Source organism: Desulfonatronum sp. SC1 (assembly GCF_003046795.1).
Lineage (GTDB): Bacteria > Desulfobacterota > Desulfovibrionia > Desulfovibrionales > Desulfonatronaceae > Desulfonatronum.
Genome location: NZ_PZKN01000001.1, coordinates 140035 through 157252, shown reverse-complemented (window position 1 = coordinate 157252; position 17218 = coordinate 140035). Strand labels below are relative to the sequence as shown.

The 17218-nt window shown below is 60.9% G+C and carries 19 protein-coding genes; 2 read left to right on the top strand and 17 right to left on the bottom strand.

Annotated elements, in window-relative coordinates; all coding sequences use genetic code 11:
- Position 1 precedes the first annotated feature (1 nt).
- The 17 genes from C6366_RS00755 to C6366_RS00675 all read right to left on the bottom strand — a co-directional run bounded on the left by C6366_RS00755 (position 2) and on the right by C6366_RS00675 (position 15464).
- Positions 2-952 carry a M48 family metallopeptidase gene (locus tag C6366_RS00755; protein ID WP_107735435.1) on the bottom strand — a complete coding sequence of 317 codons (951 nt, stop codon included), beginning with the start codon at positions 950-952 and terminating at the stop codon, positions 2-4.
- A gap of 12 nt (positions 953-964) precedes the next feature.
- Positions 965-1378: an SH3 domain-containing protein gene (locus tag C6366_RS00750; protein WP_107735434.1), complete on the bottom strand. Its 414-nt coding sequence runs from the start codon at positions 1376-1378 to the stop codon at positions 965-967.
- Positions 1379-1404: 26 nt separating this feature from the next.
- The gene (locus C6366_RS00745; protein WP_107735433.1) at positions 1405-1794 is read right to left on the bottom strand and encodes a type II toxin-antitoxin system VapC family toxin; all 390 of its coding nucleotides are present in this window, start codon (positions 1792-1794) and stop codon (positions 1405-1407) included.
- On the bottom strand, positions 1791-2015 hold the full coding sequence (locus C6366_RS00740) for a hypothetical protein (RefSeq protein WP_146164733.1): 225 nt from the start codon (positions 2013-2015) through the stop codon (positions 1791-1793). The genes C6366_RS00745 and C6366_RS00740 overlap by 4 nt, the downstream gene beginning before the upstream one ends.
- A gap of 87 nt (positions 2016-2102) precedes the next feature.
- Positions 2103-2840, bottom strand: a complete 738-nt coding sequence (gene lipB / locus C6366_RS00735; protein WP_233248347.1) for a lipoyl(octanoyl) transferase LipB — start codon at positions 2838-2840, stop codon at positions 2103-2105.
- Positions 2810-3862 carry an agmatine/peptidylarginine deiminase gene (locus tag C6366_RS00730; RefSeq protein ID WP_107735431.1) on the bottom strand — a complete coding sequence of 351 codons (1053 nt, stop codon included), beginning with the start codon at positions 3860-3862 and terminating at the stop codon, positions 2810-2812. Before C6366_RS00730 ends, lipB begins: the two co-directional genes overlap by 31 nt.
- Positions 3859-4764: a carbon-nitrogen hydrolase gene (locus C6366_RS00725; RefSeq protein ID WP_107735430.1), complete on the bottom strand. Its 906-nt coding sequence runs from the start codon at positions 4762-4764 to the stop codon at positions 3859-3861. The genes C6366_RS00730 and C6366_RS00725 overlap by 4 nt, the downstream gene beginning before the upstream one ends.
- Positions 4761-5705, bottom strand: a complete 945-nt coding sequence (gene lipA, locus C6366_RS00720; protein ID WP_107735429.1) for a lipoyl synthase — start codon at positions 5703-5705, stop codon at positions 4761-4763. The genes C6366_RS00725 and lipA overlap by 4 nt, the downstream gene beginning before the upstream one ends.
- A 95-nt stretch (positions 5706-5800) precedes the next feature.
- The gene (locus tag C6366_RS00715; RefSeq protein WP_233248346.1) at positions 5801-6130 is read right to left on the bottom strand and encodes a hypothetical protein; all 330 of its coding nucleotides are present in this window, start codon (positions 6128-6130) and stop codon (positions 5801-5803) included.
- Between the two features lie 164 nt (positions 6131-6294).
- The gene (locus C6366_RS00710; protein WP_158269580.1) at positions 6295-7407 is read right to left on the bottom strand and encodes a serine hydrolase; all 1113 of its coding nucleotides are present in this window, start codon (positions 7405-7407) and stop codon (positions 6295-6297) included.
- An 89-nt stretch (positions 7408-7496) separates the two neighbouring features.
- Positions 7497-8186, bottom strand: a complete 690-nt coding sequence (locus C6366_RS00705) for a YkgJ family cysteine cluster protein (RefSeq protein WP_107735427.1) — start codon at positions 8184-8186, stop codon at positions 7497-7499.
- A gap of 159 nt (positions 8187-8345) precedes the next feature.
- Positions 8346-11033, bottom strand: coding sequence for a pitrilysin family protein (locus C6366_RS00700; RefSeq protein WP_158269579.1), 2688 nt, complete (start codon positions 11031-11033; stop codon positions 8346-8348).
- A gap of 140 nt (positions 11034-11173) precedes the next feature.
- On the bottom strand, positions 11174-11443 hold the full coding sequence (locus C6366_RS00695) for a hypothetical protein (protein ID WP_107735425.1): 270 nt from the start codon (positions 11441-11443) through the stop codon (positions 11174-11176).
- A gap of 208 nt (positions 11444-11651) precedes the next feature.
- The gene (locus C6366_RS00690; protein WP_107735424.1) at positions 11652-12155 is read right to left on the bottom strand and encodes an EVE domain-containing protein; all 504 of its coding nucleotides are present in this window, start codon (positions 12153-12155) and stop codon (positions 11652-11654) included.
- Positions 12156-12197: 42 nt separating this feature from the next.
- Complete coding sequence (locus C6366_RS00685; protein ID WP_158269578.1) at positions 12198-13595, bottom strand: DUF4139 domain-containing protein; 1398 nt, start codon at positions 13593-13595, stop codon at positions 12198-12200.
- Positions 13596-13801: 206 nt separating this feature from the next.
- Entirely contained in the window at positions 13802-14821 is a 1020-nt protein-coding gene (gene gap / locus C6366_RS00680; RefSeq protein ID WP_107735422.1) for a type I glyceraldehyde-3-phosphate dehydrogenase, read from the bottom strand.
- Between the two features lie 82 nt (positions 14822-14903).
- Positions 14904-15464: a GAF domain-containing protein gene (locus C6366_RS00675; RefSeq protein WP_107735421.1), complete on the bottom strand. Its 561-nt coding sequence runs from the start codon at positions 15462-15464 to the stop codon at positions 14904-14906.
- A gap of 339 nt (positions 15465-15803) precedes the next feature.
- Here C6366_RS00675 and C6366_RS00670 point away from each other — a divergent pair, with 339 nt between their 5' ends.
- Together C6366_RS00670 and C6366_RS00665 are read left to right on the top strand one after the other, a co-directional pair.
- Positions 15804-16715 carry a tetratricopeptide repeat protein gene (locus C6366_RS00670; RefSeq protein ID WP_107735420.1) on the top strand — a complete coding sequence of 304 codons (912 nt, stop codon included), beginning with the start codon at positions 15804-15806 and terminating at the stop codon, positions 16713-16715.
- Between the two features lie 7 nt (positions 16716-16722).
- Positions 16723-17187 carry a tRNA (cytidine(34)-2'-O)-methyltransferase gene (locus C6366_RS00665; protein WP_107735419.1) on the top strand — a complete coding sequence of 155 codons (465 nt, stop codon included), beginning with the start codon at positions 16723-16725 and terminating at the stop codon, positions 17185-17187.
- Positions 17188-17218: the final 31 nt, after the last annotated feature.

The following is a 17218-nucleotide window of genomic DNA, read 5'->3' as shown; positions in this document are numbered from 1 at the left end:
GCTAAATCCGATGCAAAGCGGCCAGAAAGCGCTGCTGCCGCAGGGCCGGGTCCGAGGCCCGAGCCGCGGGCAGAGCCGGACGGATGTCCCTGATCCGGCTGGCGGGCGTGGGATGGGTGCGGGCGAAGTCCGGCCCGCCCGGGGTCAGCTTCGTGTCCATGACCTCCAGCATGCTCACCAGGGCCGCGCTGTCGTAGCCGGCGCGGTCCAAGATCACGGCCGCGGCCCGGTCCGCCTCGCGCTCGGCGGTACGGGAGTAGCCGTTGACCGCCAGGGTGTTCACCACGTCCGAGACCGATTCCTCGAAAATATCCGTCAGCTGGGCCAGGTCCGCGCCGCCCAGGGTCCGCGCTCCTTCCGCGGCCAGGATGGTGAAGGCCGACGTCAGCCGAGCCCGCTGGATAGTCTGAATGCCGTGATGATGCTGGATATGGCCGACCTCGTGGGCCAGTACCGCGGCCACCGCGTCCTCGGTGGCGCAGCAGCGCAGCATCCCCCGGGTGATGAAGATCAGTCCTCCCGGCGCGGCAAAGGCGTTGATTTCATCGGAGTCCAGGATCAGGAAATGGTAGCCGCCGAAGGTCTCGGGCATGTCCGATGACAAACTGACCATGGTGCCCACCAGGTTGACGTAGGCATTGGCTCCTTGGTCGGCGTAGGGCTTGTAGGAACCCAGAATCGTGGCCCCTACGGTCCGGCCGATGTAGTATTCCTGCTCCGGAGTGATGTCCTCGAAGCTCCGGCCGATGGCCGTACCCACCCGGGCCACGGACTGGGCCTGCTGCTCGTCCAACACCCCCGCGGCACGCCCCAGATCCGCGGCGATCTCCGCTGTCTTGCACCCGGACAGCAACCCCGCCAGCCCCCCTGTCAGCAATGGCCCGGCGCACGCCCCGGCCAACCCCGCCTTGCCCGACCACGCCAAAAAATCTCGTCTGGACCAGGAATTCATGAGCAATCTCCTTTAAGCCAAGCGCAATTGCCCTTCCTGGGCAAATCGACGGATCTGGGCCATGGTCGGGGTTGAAGCCTGCATTTGGTCGATCCTGCGAAAGTCCAGGTTCGGATTCCGGGAGCGAAACTCCCGCTCCACTTCCTCATTAAACCCTTTCCCGGCCAGGGCGATCTCGCCGGTGGTCGCCGCCCGCTCCACGTCCTCGGCCCCGGCCTGAAGCACGATCCGCTTGCTGCTCAAGGCAGAGCCGTGCATCCAGCCAGCCAACGACGTACCGGGAACAGCCACCCGCGCCCATCCGGCCCGCTCCTCCAACACCTGAACCTGCCGGGCATACGCCACCTCCCCGACAATCCCGGCCAAAAAAGACGGGGAAGACCGGAGCTGCCCGGTCTGGACCTGAACGCTCATCATTCGCGACATGGTTCACCTCTGTGGTATCAATACGTTCAAGACACAGACGTAATCACCTGATACAGTTCAACTTCCGAAATAAACTGAAAATGCTTGATATTCAAGGTATACAATGGGAGATGGTGGACAATCGCTGTTGCCGCGATAATAGCGTCTGGAATGCCTAACTTGTGGCTCAGGGAATAGGTCTCCATCAGTTTCAAAAACTTATCCGAAGTCATGGTATCAACGGGTAAACACGAAATACTTTGAAGATGGATGCGTATTCTCTGGAGTTCAGCCTTATTCAGCGATCCAAAAAACAACTCTGCCTGCGTGATCGCACTTACGGCAAGGTTCTTCTGTCCGATAATCTGAAGTTCCTGAAGGATATCCGCATTATTTTTATAGAACTCAATAAGAATATCGGTGTCGCAGAGAATCATACGGAATAGCGCCTCCATGCCTGTTCACGCAGGCTGTCCGCAGTGACTTCCCGATTTGCCCACAGACCAGCACACGAAAAAAAGTCCTCCATATTTTCATTTCGGACATTTTTTTCATCGGCATTCTTCATTTGAGTAATTTCCACAAAGTCGAATGCACGCAGGAATTCGACAAATTTTAAAGCCTTATACTGATCATGTATTTGGACAACTATTTCCACTATATACCCTCCTTTCCAGATCAGAGCCGCGAGCCCCCTTCCCTTCCTGCTCAACAACCTTCCTCAAACATCCCTCATTCTCCACATCTATGCAAGCTCTTCCCGCAAAGCGGCGACCAGGGCTTCCTTGACCTCGGCCATCCCCGGCTCTTCCCGTCCCAACTCACCGTGGACCGAGGTAACCCGGACGCCGGACAGGCCGCAGGGGGTAATCAGATCAAACAGGGAGGTATCCAGTCCGACGTTCAAGGCCAGGCCGTGAAACGTGACCCAGTGCTTGAGGGCCAGGCCGATGGAGGCGATTTTGCGGTCTTGGATCCAGCCCCCGGGGCGGCCAGTGTTGCGGGCTGCGGGCAGGCCGTAGGGCGTCAGGGTCCGGATCACGGCTTCTTCCAGTTCAAAGATGAGTCTGCGCAGTCCTCCGGGACGCTGGTTCAGGCGCAGGATGGGGTAGATCACGAGTTGGCCGGGGTAGTGGCAGGTCACGCTGCCTCCGCGGGCGGCGTGGACGATTTGGATACCGCGCTCGGCCAGGGTATCCGGGGAAACGAGCAGATGTTCCGCGCCGCTGTTGCGGCCCAGGGTAATCACCAGCGGGTGCTCCAGCACCAGAAGCCGCTCCGCTCCTCCGGTCGCCACATCCCGCACGGCCTCGGCCTGGATTCCCAGGGCTTGGTCATAGGGCATGAGGCCCAAATCCTGGACGATCAGGCTCCGGTCCGCCAGGTAGATGGGGGAAGGAACGGCGCCTTTCAGATTGCCAGTGACCACGGCGGGAAACTCCCGCCCGGAGGTCACTCCGCGGCTTGCTCGTGGGTCAGGCAATGCAGGGTTCCAAAGCCCCAGACCAGATCCACGGCATGAATGCCCACCACCTTCCGGTCCGGGAACAGGTCGGCCAGGATGCCCAGGGCAACCCGATCTTGCGGGTCGTTGAACGTGGGAACGACGACCGTGGCGTTGCTGATGTAAAAATTGGCGTAACTGGCCGGGAGCCGAATGTTCTCGAAGTACAGGGGCGCGGGCATGGGCAGGGCCACGACTTCGAGCTGGGAGTCGTCTTCCAGCCGGGCGGACTCCAGGCGTTCGCGGTTATCCCGCAGCGCACGGTAGTTGGCGTCCTTGGGGTCGTCTTCCCGGACCAGGACCACGGTGGTCGGGTTCACGAACCGGCACAGGTCGTCCACGTGGCCGTGGGTGTCGTCCCCGGCGATCCCGTTCCCCAGCCAGATCACGTTGGTCACGCCCAGATGCTCAAGCAGAGCCGCTTCCAGGTCTTCGCGGCTCAGGCCGGGATTGCGGACCTGGGTTTGCTGGTCCAGCAGACATTCCTCGGTGGTCAGCAGCGAGCCCCGTCCGTTGCCGTCAATGGCCCCGCCCTCCAGAACCACCGTCCGGTCGCCGTGACGCAGCGGAGTCAGGGGAATGGCCAAAGTCCGGGCGATATGCTCCGGCACCGCGGCGTCCAGCTCATGGTCCGGGTACTTGGCCCAGCCGTTGAAGCCGAAGCGCACGGCGTGCGTCCGTTTGTTCTGGCCGTCGTGGACATGAACAAAAGCCGGACAATAGTCACGTGTCCAGACGCGGTTCGTGGGAATGGGGAAAAACGTCACCTGGCCCAGGTCCACATGGGAGCGCTTCAGGAGATTGCGGACTTCCCGTTCCTGCTCCGGGGAACGGACCAGAATCCGCACCGGTTCGGACAGGGCCAGATGACGAACGATTTCCGCGTACACCCACCGAATGGGTGTGAACTTGCCCGGCCAGTCCCGGGCATTGTGCGGCCAGGCCAACCACGTGGCCGCGTGGGGCTCCCACTCGGCGGGCAGACGATATCGGACGGTCATGCCTCATCCCCCAAATAGCGACTCGTGATCCCGCCGTAGGCGTCGATGCGGCGGTCGCGGAAAAAGGGCCAGTGTTGGCGGACGGTTTCCAGGCGGGCGGGGTCGATTTCGGCCAGCAGGATTTCCTCCTTGTCCGCCGAGGCCCGGCAGAGCAGCTCGCCCATGGGACCGGCGACAAAGGAGTTGCCCCAGAACTCGATGCCCGGTCCGCCGCCGGGCGGGACTTCGTGGCCGACGCGGTTGACCACGGCCACGTAAACGCCGTTGGCCACGGCGTGCCCCCGCTGCACCGTGACCCAGGCGTCCTGCTGCTCTTCTCCGAACCTGTCCTTCTCTTCGGGATGCCAGCCGATGGCCGTGGGGTAGAACAGGGCCAGAGCCCCGCGCAGGGCAGTGAGCCGGGCCGCTTCAGGGTACCACTGGTCCCAGCAGACCAGACCGCCGATCCGGCCGAAACGGGTGTCAAAGGCTCTGAATCCGGTGTCGCCGGGAGCGAAGAAATATTTTTCGTAATAGCCGGGATCGTCCGGGATGTGCATTTTGCGGTACACGCCGAGCAGCGATCCGTCCGCGTCGATGATCGCCAGGGTGTTGTGGTAGACCCCGGGACAGCGGCGCTCGAACAGGGAGGCCAGGACCACGACCCCCTCCTCCCTGGCCACGCGACCAAGAGCCTCGGTGGACGGGCCGGGAATGGATTCGGCCAGGGCGAAAAACTCCGGATCCTCGTGCTGGCAAAAATACGGCGATCGGAACAACTCCGGAAGGCAGACTACCCGTGCGCCCAGGCGGGCGGCCTGATGCACGAACTCCTCGGCCTTGGCCAGACTTTGGGCCGGGTCCGAGGGGATGGATATCTGGGGCAGACCGACAAGGAACGGGGAAACGGCGTGTGTTTTCATGAGGCGGTGTTCGAGGTTGAGGTTGAATCCGACGCAACGAGGGTGGACTCGGCGACCTCCGAGGCGTGGTAGCTGCTGCGTACCAGCGGGGCTGAAAAGACCGCGGTGATGCCCTCGGCCCTGGCCATATCGGCCAACTCGGCGAACTCCTCGGGGGGCAGATAGCGGATCACCGGATGATGGTCCGCGGACGGGGCCAGGTACTGGCCCATGGTCAGGATGGCACACCCCGAGGCGGCCAGATCGCGGAAAACCCGGCGCAGTTGCTCCCGTGTCTCGCCCAGCCCGAGCATCAGACCGCTCTTGGTGCGCACGGTCTGTTCGCGCTCCTTAGCCCAATCCCGAGCCCGGGCCAAGAGTTCCAGGCTGCGGGCGTATCCGGCTTGGGGACGAACCCGGGCGTACAACTCCGGCACGGTTTCCAGGTTGTGGTTGAGCACGTCCACGCCGGACTCCAGCACGGTTTCCAACGCGGCCCGGCTGCCCTGAAAATCCGGGATCAGCACTTCTACGGCCAGTCCGGGAATATCGGCCTTGAGTTGCCGGACCACTCGCGCGAAGTGATCGGCTCCGCCGTCGGGCAGGTCGTCGCGGGTCACGGAAGTTATCACCGCGTAGCGCAGACCCATCCGGGCCACGGCCCGGCTGACCCGGAGCGGCTCGTCCCCGGCTACCGGACCGGGCTGGCCGGAGGTGATGTTGCAAAACGTGCAGGACCGGGTGCAGACGTCGCCAAGGATCAAAAACGTGGCCGTTCCGTTGGAAAAGCATTCCCCGATGTTCGGACACCGGGCGCTCCGGCAGACCGTGGCCAGGCCCAGGCCACGGAGATCCTCGCTCAATTGGGAAAAGCGTCCGTCCCGTGGCAATGGCTTACGCAGCCACGGTGGTTTTCGGTGGGCACTCGATGTTGCGACGGTTGAAAATGGAGTGGTGTTCATGCGTGAAAAAAGTACACGGGACGAACGTTGGTTCGCCCCGTGCGGCTGGGAGGAAAGGAAGGGGGTTGGCGGAAAAGTATCTTGTGCCCGGCCCGCTAATGGCCCTGCTCCTTGACGTCGCGATACCCGTCTTCCCTGAGCCGGACCACGCGCACCATGTAGCCCCCTTCACCGGGAGCGCACTGCGGACACCCTTCGGCCAGAATCAGACACTGGGCGTCCAATTTTTTGGTGTCGATTCCAGACTGTTCAATAATTTGACTGGCTTCGCCCTGGTTCCAGATCAGTGGGCGGCCACAGCTGTGACATTCCACGAACATCAATTCCGGATCAAAGCCTTTTTTCGGGGAATGCTGACGATTCAAGCCGGCAACTGGGGGATTGCTCTTACAGCTTACGTCTCGATTGCATCTGTTTTTTTCCATGCCCTCTCCTTATGGCTTGAGTCGGGGATCGTCAATGTCGACCCGACTTTTCGATGAGGTTGACGCTACCATGCCCCGTTCGCACGGAGATGTAAAGTCTACAGTAAGACGAAAAGGCCGGTTGGCAATACGCTTGGCAAAGTTTATCCAGGGCGGATGATCGGCTAATAATCATCTCCGTACAGTATCTCCATGAACCGTGCGAAAAGTTGGTCCGGGATCGCTTCGTCCAGTTGGGAGTTGAAGTAGATGATCACGGTGCAGTTTTTTACAGGGCTGTGGTACATGGACGACGTGAAGCCGGGAAGTGATCCATTGTGGCCGTAGAACGTGCCTCGCCGCAAGAAGCCGAGGCCGTAGGAAATTGTTTCGCTCAGGTGGATGATGTGCTCGCTGAACCGAAGTGTCTGCATGTCGTCCGGAAGCAAACCGCCGCCGACCATGGCCTCGATGTATCTTTGCAACTCGCGAGGCGTCGAATAGGCCGATCCAGCCGCCCATCCCCATGAAATATCGTAATGTTCCGTCATGTCCGCGCCTTCGACGTATTCATCTTCATAGTATCCCCGGCCATGAATTCCGGGAAGTTCCGTTCCCGAAGTCAGAAACCCGGTCTGTCGCAAGCCCAGCTTGGAGACGATTCGGTTCTCGATTTCTTGGCGCAGTGAGTTCTGCGTGACCTGTTCGATGATCATGCCCAAGAGGATCGTGTTCGTGTTTGAGTATTTCCAGTCGGCTCCCGGCTCAAAACTGAATTTTTTGTTCAGTCCGATGCGAGCCAGTTCGATGGGAGCCCAGACTTTTTTGGGCTGGTTGATCATCCGGTCCGCGAAGTAGTCGTCTTCCGAGTAGTTGGGGATGCCGGAGGTCATGTTGCAGAGCATCGCCACGGTAATCCTGTTGGCATTGGGAAATTCAGGAAAAAACTTGGAGAGCTTGTCGTCCAGTGTGATTTTTCCTTCGGCGACCAACTGCAAAAGCACCGTGACGACAAAAGTTTTGGTGTTGCTGCCGATTCGGAACACATAGGATGGATTGGCCGGGATGTTGTTCGGGATGTCGCTGACTCCGGCCGCGTACACCCAGTTGATCCTCCTGGCGTGATCGGCCACCAGGGCGATGATGCCTGGTACGTGGGTGGTTTCGACGATCTGGTCAGTGGCCTCCTTCATCTGGGTGATCAGTTCCTCGTTGTGCGCGTCGCCGCCATTGCAACCAAGGACGCCCATCAGGAGCAGGAACAGAACGGTCGACCTGAACATGGTTAACGACGGCATGGAGCACCTCCTGATGGTGGGGGATGTGGAGACGTTTGATACAAACACGTAGTTTCCCATCTGGTGGTATCCTCGATGACTCCACAAAATCAACCTCGCGCCAGCCATCGCCGCAGCCCATGGACCACCTCGGGCAGGGGCCGGCCCAGGAGGAAGGGGAGGTGGTCCGGAAGGATTCCGGCTTTTTCCTGGAGCAGGTCTCGCAGCGCGGCGTCGTAGGCCGCGGCTTGGCGGAGGAGGTCGGCGGATTCCGAGGTGGGGGCTTGAAGATGGCGGACCAGGTCGGCAACGGAGCAGCGGGTTTCGTGATCGTGGACCAGTTCGACCAGGGCGTTGTCCGGACCCAGGATATCCAATCTGGAAAGGCGCGGCGTCGCGGCGGCCTCTGCCAGGTCGGCGGTGTCCCAGCACTTCAGAGCCGCGCATTCGATGGGCTTGGTCTCGTGAATGGCGCAGCGGCCATTGGGATGGACGGTCGGCTTGGCGGGAATGGTTTGGGGAGCGGGTTGATAAAAGCGACAGCCCGCTTCGCTCTGTGCCAAGAGCGTTTTCGCGGCGTTCCACGAACGAATCTTAACGCATTCCGCGTTCAGCGGGATGACCCGGCCCGCAGCTTGGTCATGAACCGGTTCGCCTACGCGCAGCGTGTAAAGATCCTCCTGAAGTATAATCTTTTCGCGCAGCAGGGTCAGATCAGCCTGATGCAGAGCCGGGCCGCCCTTGCGGCAGCAGGTTCCGCACCGTCGGCAGTGATTTGGCGTATCCGGGCGGTGAGGCATGACAGTATCAGGTCAACCTGGCATTGGAGCCAGGATCGAAATCGGAATCGAAATCGGTGTTTATGGTTACTTCATGGAGTGCCGACGATCTCGATTTCGAGCTGAAGTATGCCCAGGTTGTTTTGTCATTTTGAGCGTGAAGCACGATAAGGAGCTGATTTATGGTCGAACCTTGATCAGGTAAGCCCGGTCCCACTGTAAATACTCCCGGACCAGGGCGGCGAGGTCGTGAGGGGTTGCTTGTTTGGCCTGCTCGATCATGCCCAGAGAATGGTCCAAGGTGAAACCACGGGACAGGTTCTCCGCCGCTTCGTGGGCCCTGGCGATCAACCGTTGCCGCCCGCGTTGATAGTCACCCCAGAGCAGGTTTTTGGCCCGATCCAAATCCGTCTCCGGGAGCCCATGGTCGATGAGGCCGCGGACCACGTCCTGGAAGCCCTCAGTCGCAGCCTCTTCGTTGCCCGGTGCCGTTCCGATGTAAAAAGCCAGAAAACCGGCCAGGGTCTCCTGCCAGAGCAGGGCGGTCACGGAATAGGCCAGGCCGCGGACGTCGCGCAGCTCGCGAAAGAGCATCCCGGATTGACCGGCCAGGACTTCTCGCAGCAGGTTCAAGCCCGGGGTATGTTCGCTGCCCAGGCCCGGCAGGGGAAAAACCACCAGGATGTGGGTCTGGTTGCGATCCTGAAGCTGGAGCGACAGCTTTTGTTCCTCGCCCCAGTGTGGAGATCGGGGAGTGGGAGCGGCCATGACGTCCCGGCGAGCCAGGTTTTCGGCCATGGTCAGAAGTGCGTCCCGGTCCAGGTCCCCGCAGGCTGCCAGAACCCAGGGCCGGTCCTTCTGACGATCCCAGAAGGATACGACCTGTTCCCTGGCAAAGGCCGCGACCGCGTCCGGTGCGCCGGAGCGCTGGTAGCCGTAGGGGTGTCCGGAAAACAAAAACGGAAAGGTGTTGCGCAGGGCCAGGCCCACCGGGCTGTCCTCGGTCCTGACGATGGCCGCGCATTGCTCCTGCTTGGCCCGGGCCAGCTCTTCGGTCAGCCAGGCCGGTTCCTGGACCTGCTCCGCGAAGAAAGCCAGCATTTCCGGACTGAACCGGGCCGGAAAATGGACGTTCAGATAACATTGCTCCAGCCCGGCCCCGGCCGCCATCCGGGCCGATCTGTCCGCCAGAAAGTCTTGAACCTGCACGGCGTTTTTGGAACGCGTTCCCTTGGTCCAGACCCGGGCGGCCAACTCGGACAAGCCTTGCTCTTGATCGGCCAGCAACAGGTCGCCTCCGTTCCAGCACATGGTCAGGCCCATGTAGGGCAAGGATGCATCAGGCAGCAGGACCAGGGTCCGGCCGGGTGCCAGATGGACGATCTCCGGCTGGTGGCGACCGACGTGGGGCGCGGTGGCGACCTCGATGGTCCGGGAGGGCCATTTCAGGGTCAGCGTGTCGCGCAGATTCTCCGCCGCCAGAGCTTCGGGAGTCGGCGTGAAAATAGAACAGACCAGCCCGTCCTTCCGGACATGGGCGTGGATCACATCCCGTAATTGTTTCGGGTCCATGTTTTTGATCATGTGCAGATAGATCCGCTCGGCCTCAAAGGACAGCTCATGAAACTGGAAATAGCCCAGTTTGGATGCCATGCCGGAAAGGGTTTCCTTGGTCTGAAACAGGCTGTCTTCCATGTTCAGCTTGGCCCGGTTCAGGGCCTCCGGGCTGAAACTCTCCGGAGCCAGGTCGGCCAGCACATCCGTCAAGCCGGCCCAGAGGGCCTCGATGTTGGCCGGGTCCAATTGGGCCTGGATGGACAGCATTCCCGCTTCGTCCAAGGTGGTGGCTGAAGCGGAGATGGTGTCCACTATCCCTTGTTCATACTTGAATTTGCGGTACAGCAGGGAGGTCCGGTCTCCGCCCAGCATGTGGGCCAGCACGTCCAAGCCCACGCTGTGCACGTCCCGCAGACCGGGAATGGGCAGGGCCAGGAAAAAATGGGCTTTTTGCCAGGGGCCCTGGTGGATGGCGATATGTGGGGCCGAGCCGCCCGAAACGCCTTGTGCATCATTTTGGGCAACATCTTTTGCACCATTGTGGGCGGACATGAGCGGGGCCGGACAATGGCCAAAATGACGTTCACCGTGGTTGGTCAGGTGGCCGAAAAGCTCACGAGACTGCTCCAGGACCTCTTCAGACCGTACGTCGCCGCACAGCACCAGGACCATGTTCCCCGGCTGGTAGCGGGACCGGACATAGGCCGCGATGTCGTCCCGGGTGATGGAGCGAACCGTTTCCGGAACGCCGATGATCGGCCGGGCATAAGGCGTTCCCGCCCAGATGCGTTCCTGAACGGATTTGAATATCCGGCGGTGCGGGTCATCGTCGCCCTGGTCCATCTCAGCCAGGATGACCCGGCGCTCCGACTCCAGTTCATCGGGGTCGAAGGCGGCGTTGAAGATCATGTCCTGGATCACATCCAGGCCCATGGCCCAGTGCTCCGCGGGCAGATCCACGATGTACATGGTGGCGTCGAACCCCGTGGCCGCGTTCAGCTCGCCGCCCAGGGATTCGATATCCACGGCGGCCTGGCCCTGGGCCCGGCGGGGAGTGCCCTTGAAGACCATATGTTCGAGCAGGTGGCTGATCCCGGCCTGTTCCGGGGCTTCGTGGGCCGAGCCGGCCCGAACGAACAGCCGGATCGAGACCAGGGGGAAGCGGTCGTCCTCGTGGACGAGCACGGTAAGGCCGTTGGCCAGGACGTGGACCTGGGTCCCCGTTGCAATCGGAAGCGGCGTCTCGACGAGGGCCTGGTGGGAAGTTGCGGAGCGTGAAGAAGGGTCGACGGGAGAAGGGCTGTTCGCCATGGGTTGGACTCGATGGGTGGTGAAGGTGAAAAAGCGGTGATGGTTGAATTGAAAAGAGGCACGGACGCGGATCGTCCGTGCCTCTTTTCGTGAAAACGTAAAGGCCGTCATTCATCAAGGGGGTGACGGCTATTTTTGTATCAGACCTTGCAGGCTTCTCCGCCCTGGCAGTAGACGCGAATGAAGTCCGCGACATGCACGCCCAGGTGGATGCACTCGACACCCTGGACACATTTTTCCGCGTCTTCCTGCTCAATGTGGGTCTTTTGCTCATTGCCATCTTTCGTCAGGGTGACCACCCAGGCCTTTTTGGCCTCGTCGAACGTCGTGGTCATGGTCACGCCGTATTTCTCCAGCTCAGGGTAAAAACCTGAAATCTTGGCCAACAGTTCCTTGGAATCCACGCTCATAAGACCTCCTTGCGATGAGGGTTCGATGTCCGTGCCCGATGCCTCTTGGTTGAGACTATAAGAAAAGCACATTCAAAATATTGCTTTTTTAGCATGGGGGATGGTTTCAAGCAAGACAAATCGTGAGTGCGTGAGTTGAAACGCTCCCGGGCCGCTTGCCGGCCAGGGGGCGTGATGCGCCAGGCTTTCTCGATCAGTTCCTCGTGGGTCATGAGTATGCCTCCGTTGCTTCCTCGGCCAACCGCAGGATGGTCTTGAACTGAGACTCGGTCACGGGTTGGACCGAAAGCCGACTGCCCTTGCGCAGCAGTTCCATGCCGACCAGATCGGCCACCGTGCGCAGCATGGGTAGGGGCAAGGGGTGGGCGAATTTACGGACCAGTCGAATGTCCACCATGTCCCAGAGCGGTTTTTCCCGGGTGGATCTGGGATCGAAGTGGCCGCTTTGCGGGTCCCAGGCCGTGTGGTCCGGATAGGCCTCGCGGACGATCTCGGCCAGGCCGACCACCGAGGGGTTGGTCTGGCTGTGGTAGTACAGGGCCTGGTCTCCGACGCGCATCTCGCGCATCAGATTCCGGGCCTGATAATTGCGCACCCCGTCCCAGAAGGTGGTCTGGTCCGGGGCCGCGGCCAGGTCATCGATGGAAAAGCAGTTGGGTTCGCTTTTCAGGAGCCAGTGTCTGGGAATGTTTTTGGCTATGTTTCCGGGCATGTGAGGTCGTTTTTTGAGATTGATCCTGATTGGTCGGGACGATCAGGACCGCGTTTCCACGGTATAGGTCAGCAGCAACTGGTCTTGCTGGCTGGAAGGCGGGACGTCCAGGGTGAAGCGGATCCGGCGGGCGTCCAGCCGTTCGTGGTCGTGACTGGAAGTGGTGATCCGCCAGTCGCCGAACAGCGTGTCCTCCAGCAGGATGTGTTGCGGCTCGTCCTTGCTGTTCCGGACACGGATCTCCCAGGTGTAGCGGATCACGTTGCGGCCCACCTGCTCATGGGCGGTCATGGTCCGCTCCACGTTCACGTCAAAGGCCTGGCCCATGCGCAGTTCCACGTCCGCGTCCCGGGGCGTGTGGTCGATGCGATCCTCGCCGATGAACAGGGTGCTGCCATCCCGGCTTTCCTGATAGGCCCGGACGATCCCCTTGGGCAGGGGCAGGCCCAGCCCATTGGCCTCGGCGTTCTTGAAGGTCAGGAACACGTCCACGCCCTGCTTGATGGTCCCCTGGCCCGGATTGGGGTAACCGCCATACCGGGCGATCAGTTTCTTGTTCAGGGTCATTTCCGGGGCTTGCAGCAGACTGACCTGCTTGGTCTGGCGGTTGGCGATGTCCACCGGACGGGGCAGGCTGTAGAGATGGTACTCGAAGAATTCTTCCTGCTGCATCTGTTCCGCGGCCATGGGAGCGGCCATGACCATGTCCCGGCGCATCAGCGCGGGCTCCGGACGGACCACGTTCACCTCTCCGGCCACCAGCTTCAGGGCGGCCTGGTCAAAGGCCATGCCGGACTGATTGTCCAGGGTCACCCAGCCGGACAGCGCGGCCCGTTGGTTGTCGCGGTCCACCTTGAGTACGTAGTCGGCCCGCCAGTTCATGCCTCCGGCCAAATAGGAGACGTCGAGACGCTGCCGGGGCGGTCCGTCGTTACGCACCAGCCAGACCAGTGTCGGCCGGGGTCGCAGCCCGGCGGGCATTTCGGCTAGGTACACGGCGTCATGATTGCCCACGAAAATCTGGTCGTCCACCTGGAAGATCGGCCGGTCGTTGTTGGCCAGGAGCACGGCCTCCCGGAGCACCGTGGACTTGCGGTCATGGGGATCGGGCAGCACGACCTTCAGGGTTTTGCCCACGTAGCGGTCCAGCAGGCTCTTCACGCTGATCAGGTCGTACTCGTAGTTCATGTCCAGGACGACGAAGGCTTCGGGCGCGGTCAGGGAACGGACTTGCAAGGTGGGAGCCTCAATGGTTTCGGCCACCCCGCTGAACTCCACCAGCCCGGAGCCCGAGGGCAGATCAACCTCCCGGACTTCGTTGACCAGGGCCTGACCGTGGTTGTAGATCGTGACGGTCAGGGACGCGCGCTCCTCGGCCCAGGACGTCCGGCCGAGGAGGATGCAGCACAAAAAGAGGGAAATGGTGATCAGGGTTTTCATGGCGAACCTCGGTGTTTGAAATTGCCTTCGCGCCTTCATCTTATTCCACTTTGCTTCAATAGTGGCCTTGGAATCATGATCGAAATCGGTATCGAAATCGAAATCGAGAAAAAAAGGAAGTCGCTAGAATGACAACGATAGCGATTTCGATACCGATTTCGATTTCGATTTCGATTTCGACTCCAAGCTTGGCTTAGCTGTTCAAATCACAACCCCTTCTCAGCCATATACGTCACCAAATCCCCAACCCGGCAGGAATAGCCCCATTCGTTGTCGTACCAGGAGTAGATCTTGGCCATGTTGCCGGACTGGACCATGGTGAAGTCCGCTTCCACGATGGATGAACGCGGATCGCCGATGAAGTCCGAGGAAACCAGCGGAGATTCGGAATAGCCGAGGATGCCCTTCAAGGGGCCTTCGGCCGCGGCCTTGAACAGAGCCAGCAGGTCCTCGGTGGTGGTGTCCTTTTCCAGTTCGCAGACAAAGTCCACAAGGGAGACCGTGGGGGTGGGCACGCGGACAGAGTAGCCGGAAAACTTGCCGGCCATTTCCGGAATCACCAGGGCCACGGCCTTGGCCGCGCCGGTGGAAGTGGGGATCATGTTGCAGGCAGCGGCCCGGGCCCGGCGCAGGTCGGAGTGTGGCAGGTCAAGGATGCGCTGGTCGTTGGTGTAGGCGTGGATGGTGGTCATGGTGCCCTTGCTGATGCCGTACTTCTCGTGCACGACCTTGACCACGGGGGCCAGGCAGTTAGTGGTGCAGGAGGCGTTGGAGATGATATGATGCTTGGCCGGGTCGTAGGCGGCCTCGTTCACACCCATGACGATGGTGATGTCCTCCTCCTTGGCTGGTGCGGAAATGATCACCTTCTTGGCTCCGGCCTCGATGTGCATGGCGGCCTTGGGACCGGTGCGGAAGATGCCCGTGCACTCCACCACCACGTCCACTTTGCGCGAGGCCCAGGGGATCAGTCGGGGATCGCGTTCGGCGAAGTTGGTGACCTGGAAGTCGTCGCCCACCAGCATGGTGTCGCCGTCCACGCGGACTTCGGGCTCGAAGCGTCCGTAGCTGGTGTCGTAGGCCACGAGATGGGCGTTGGTCTTGATGTCGAACAGGTCGTTCACCGCCACGACCTCGATGACGTCGCGATGATACTTCCACATGGATTTGAGAACCTGCCGTCCGATGCGGCCAAAGCCGTTGATGCCGACACGTATTTTGCTCATGCGTTCCTCCGAACGGATGTCGAGTTGCTGGGTTGGGGAAAAAAGAGGAAGGGCAAGTGGGCGTTTTTCAACGGACTATCAATCAATCCTCGAAGACCTGGTAGATATAGTCGTTGGCCAGTTCGCTGGCCCGTTTGAGGGCGTGAAACATCCGGGCGTTTTCCAGGGCGATACCGCACAGGTTGGCGATGCAGCTCAGGAATTCCAGTTCTTCCTCGGTGAAACTGCGGGTTTCCCCGGCGTAGACGCGGAGGACGCCGATGACTTTGTTGCCCTGGGCGGTGAGCGGCACCACCACGATGGAGACCAGCCCTTCCTCGGAAGCCTGCTGGGGGTACTGGAAACGGGGATCGGTCCGGACGTCGGCGATGTACACGGCATTTCCGGCCAGGGCTTCCTGGTCCAGCTTGCTCTTGGCCACTTCCACGGGGCCTTTTTGGGCGTAACGCTGGCTCAGCCCGTAGTAGGCGTCCGGCTTGAGAATCTCACCGGTCCTGTTCAACAGACGGATGAAGCACCCCTTGGCATTCATGGTCGTGGCGACCTGTTCGACGATCTGGCCGAGGACCACCTTGGGTTCCAACGACGAGTTGACGACCTTGGCGATCTTGTAAATGGTCTTGTAAAGTGCTTGTGGTTCCATAGCTGTTCCTGCCTTTGCTGAATTGTCCACGTGCATGCGACCGGGCCACATTGGCGCTGGCGTCCCGCTCGCGGCCTCTTTTCGTTCATCATGCTTGGCCACGCTTGGCCACGACAGCCGTCCCGTCCCGGAAGTCAAGAGTCTTCTTGTCTTCGAAGGGAACGATTTTCTTAAACTAGTCTAGGCATTTTTGCATTGCAAGGGGATGATAATTAAGAGGCTTGCGAGGCAAAAAGACCGGCGTGAACGGGGCTGTACGGCGAAGCCTGATTGCCGGATTATCCGGGATTTTGTAGATGCTTCACATTACTGACAGCAACCTGTTTCACGGAGTGAGTCATGTTTACGCGCACGATCCCGTCCACGACTTTGATTTCTTGCCTGACCCTGGTGTGTTGCCTTTTCCACGTCCTCCTTGGCCCTCTTTGCGCGGACGAAAGCGCCACGTTCCAGGACCTGGAACGAATTCAAGAGCGAGCCTTGGCCGGGGACGTGGAGTACCAGCATCGACTGGGATTGATTTACGGGGAAGGCCGGGGAGCATCTCGGGATCCGGAATCGGCGTTTTACTGGTTCAGCAAGGCCGCGGATCAAGGCCATCTGGAGTCCCAGGTGAACCTGGGGGCCATGTATGCCATGGGGGCCGGAGTGGAGCGCAACTATATGCACGCGGCCCACTGGTACAGGACCGCCGCGGAGCGCGGCCATCCGGAGGCCCAAAATAATCTGGCCATTCTTTTCGAGGAAGGATTGGGCTTTGCCGTGGACAAGGGCCAAGCCGTGCAGTGGTATGTTCGGGCAGCGAAACAGGGCTATCCGGAAGCCCAGTACAATCTGGCACAGTTGTACCTGGAGGGCGACGGCGTGGACCGTGACCCTCAGGCAGCCCTGGACCTGCTCATGGCCGCGGCGGAAAGCGGCTACGTCCCGGCCCAATACCATGCCGGATATCTCTTGGAACAGGGCGACGGCGTGGAGCAGAATCCGCGCAGAGCCGCGGCCTTCTACATGATGGCCGCGGAACAGGGGTCGCCCCTGGCCCAGCTCAATCTGGGACTGATGTATCTCACCGGTCAGGGGGTCTCCCAGGAAAACGTCCTGGCCTACAAATGGTTCTTGCTGGCCTTGTTCCAGGGCGTGGAACAGGCCGCTGACGCCATGCACCTGGCCGAACTGCAAATGACCCCCGGCCAGATCGCCGAAGCCCGCCGTCAGGCCGAGCAGTGGGTGTTCCAGAAACGGGCCGAGTGAGACGGCCATGCGCATCGTCCTTTACGAACCGGAAATCCCGCCGAACACCGGCAACATCGCCCGGCTCTGCGCGGCCACGCAAACCCCGTTGCATCTCGTCGAACCGTTGGGATTTTCCATCGAAGACAAGTATTTGCGTCGGGCCGGGCTGGACTATTGGGAACACGTTCAGGTCCGGACGTGGCCGGACTGGGCCGCGTTCCTCCAGGAAAAGGAGCCGGGGCGACTGGTGTTCACCAGCGCCCGGAAAGGCGCGGCGCACCATCTTTTCGCGTTTCAGCCGGACGACTTCCTGGTTTTCGGTCCGGAAACCAGAGGCCTGCCCGAGGGACTGCTGTCGGACGACGCCCCCTGCGTGCGCGTGCCTATCTGGGGCCAAGTGCGTAGCCTGAACCTCTCCACTTGCGCCGGCATCGTGCTGTACGAGGCTTTGCGCCGGAGCGGGGTGTTGCCGGCTGACCTTGAAAAGTGAACCGCCCGCTCCCGCTGGTCGCTCAATGCTC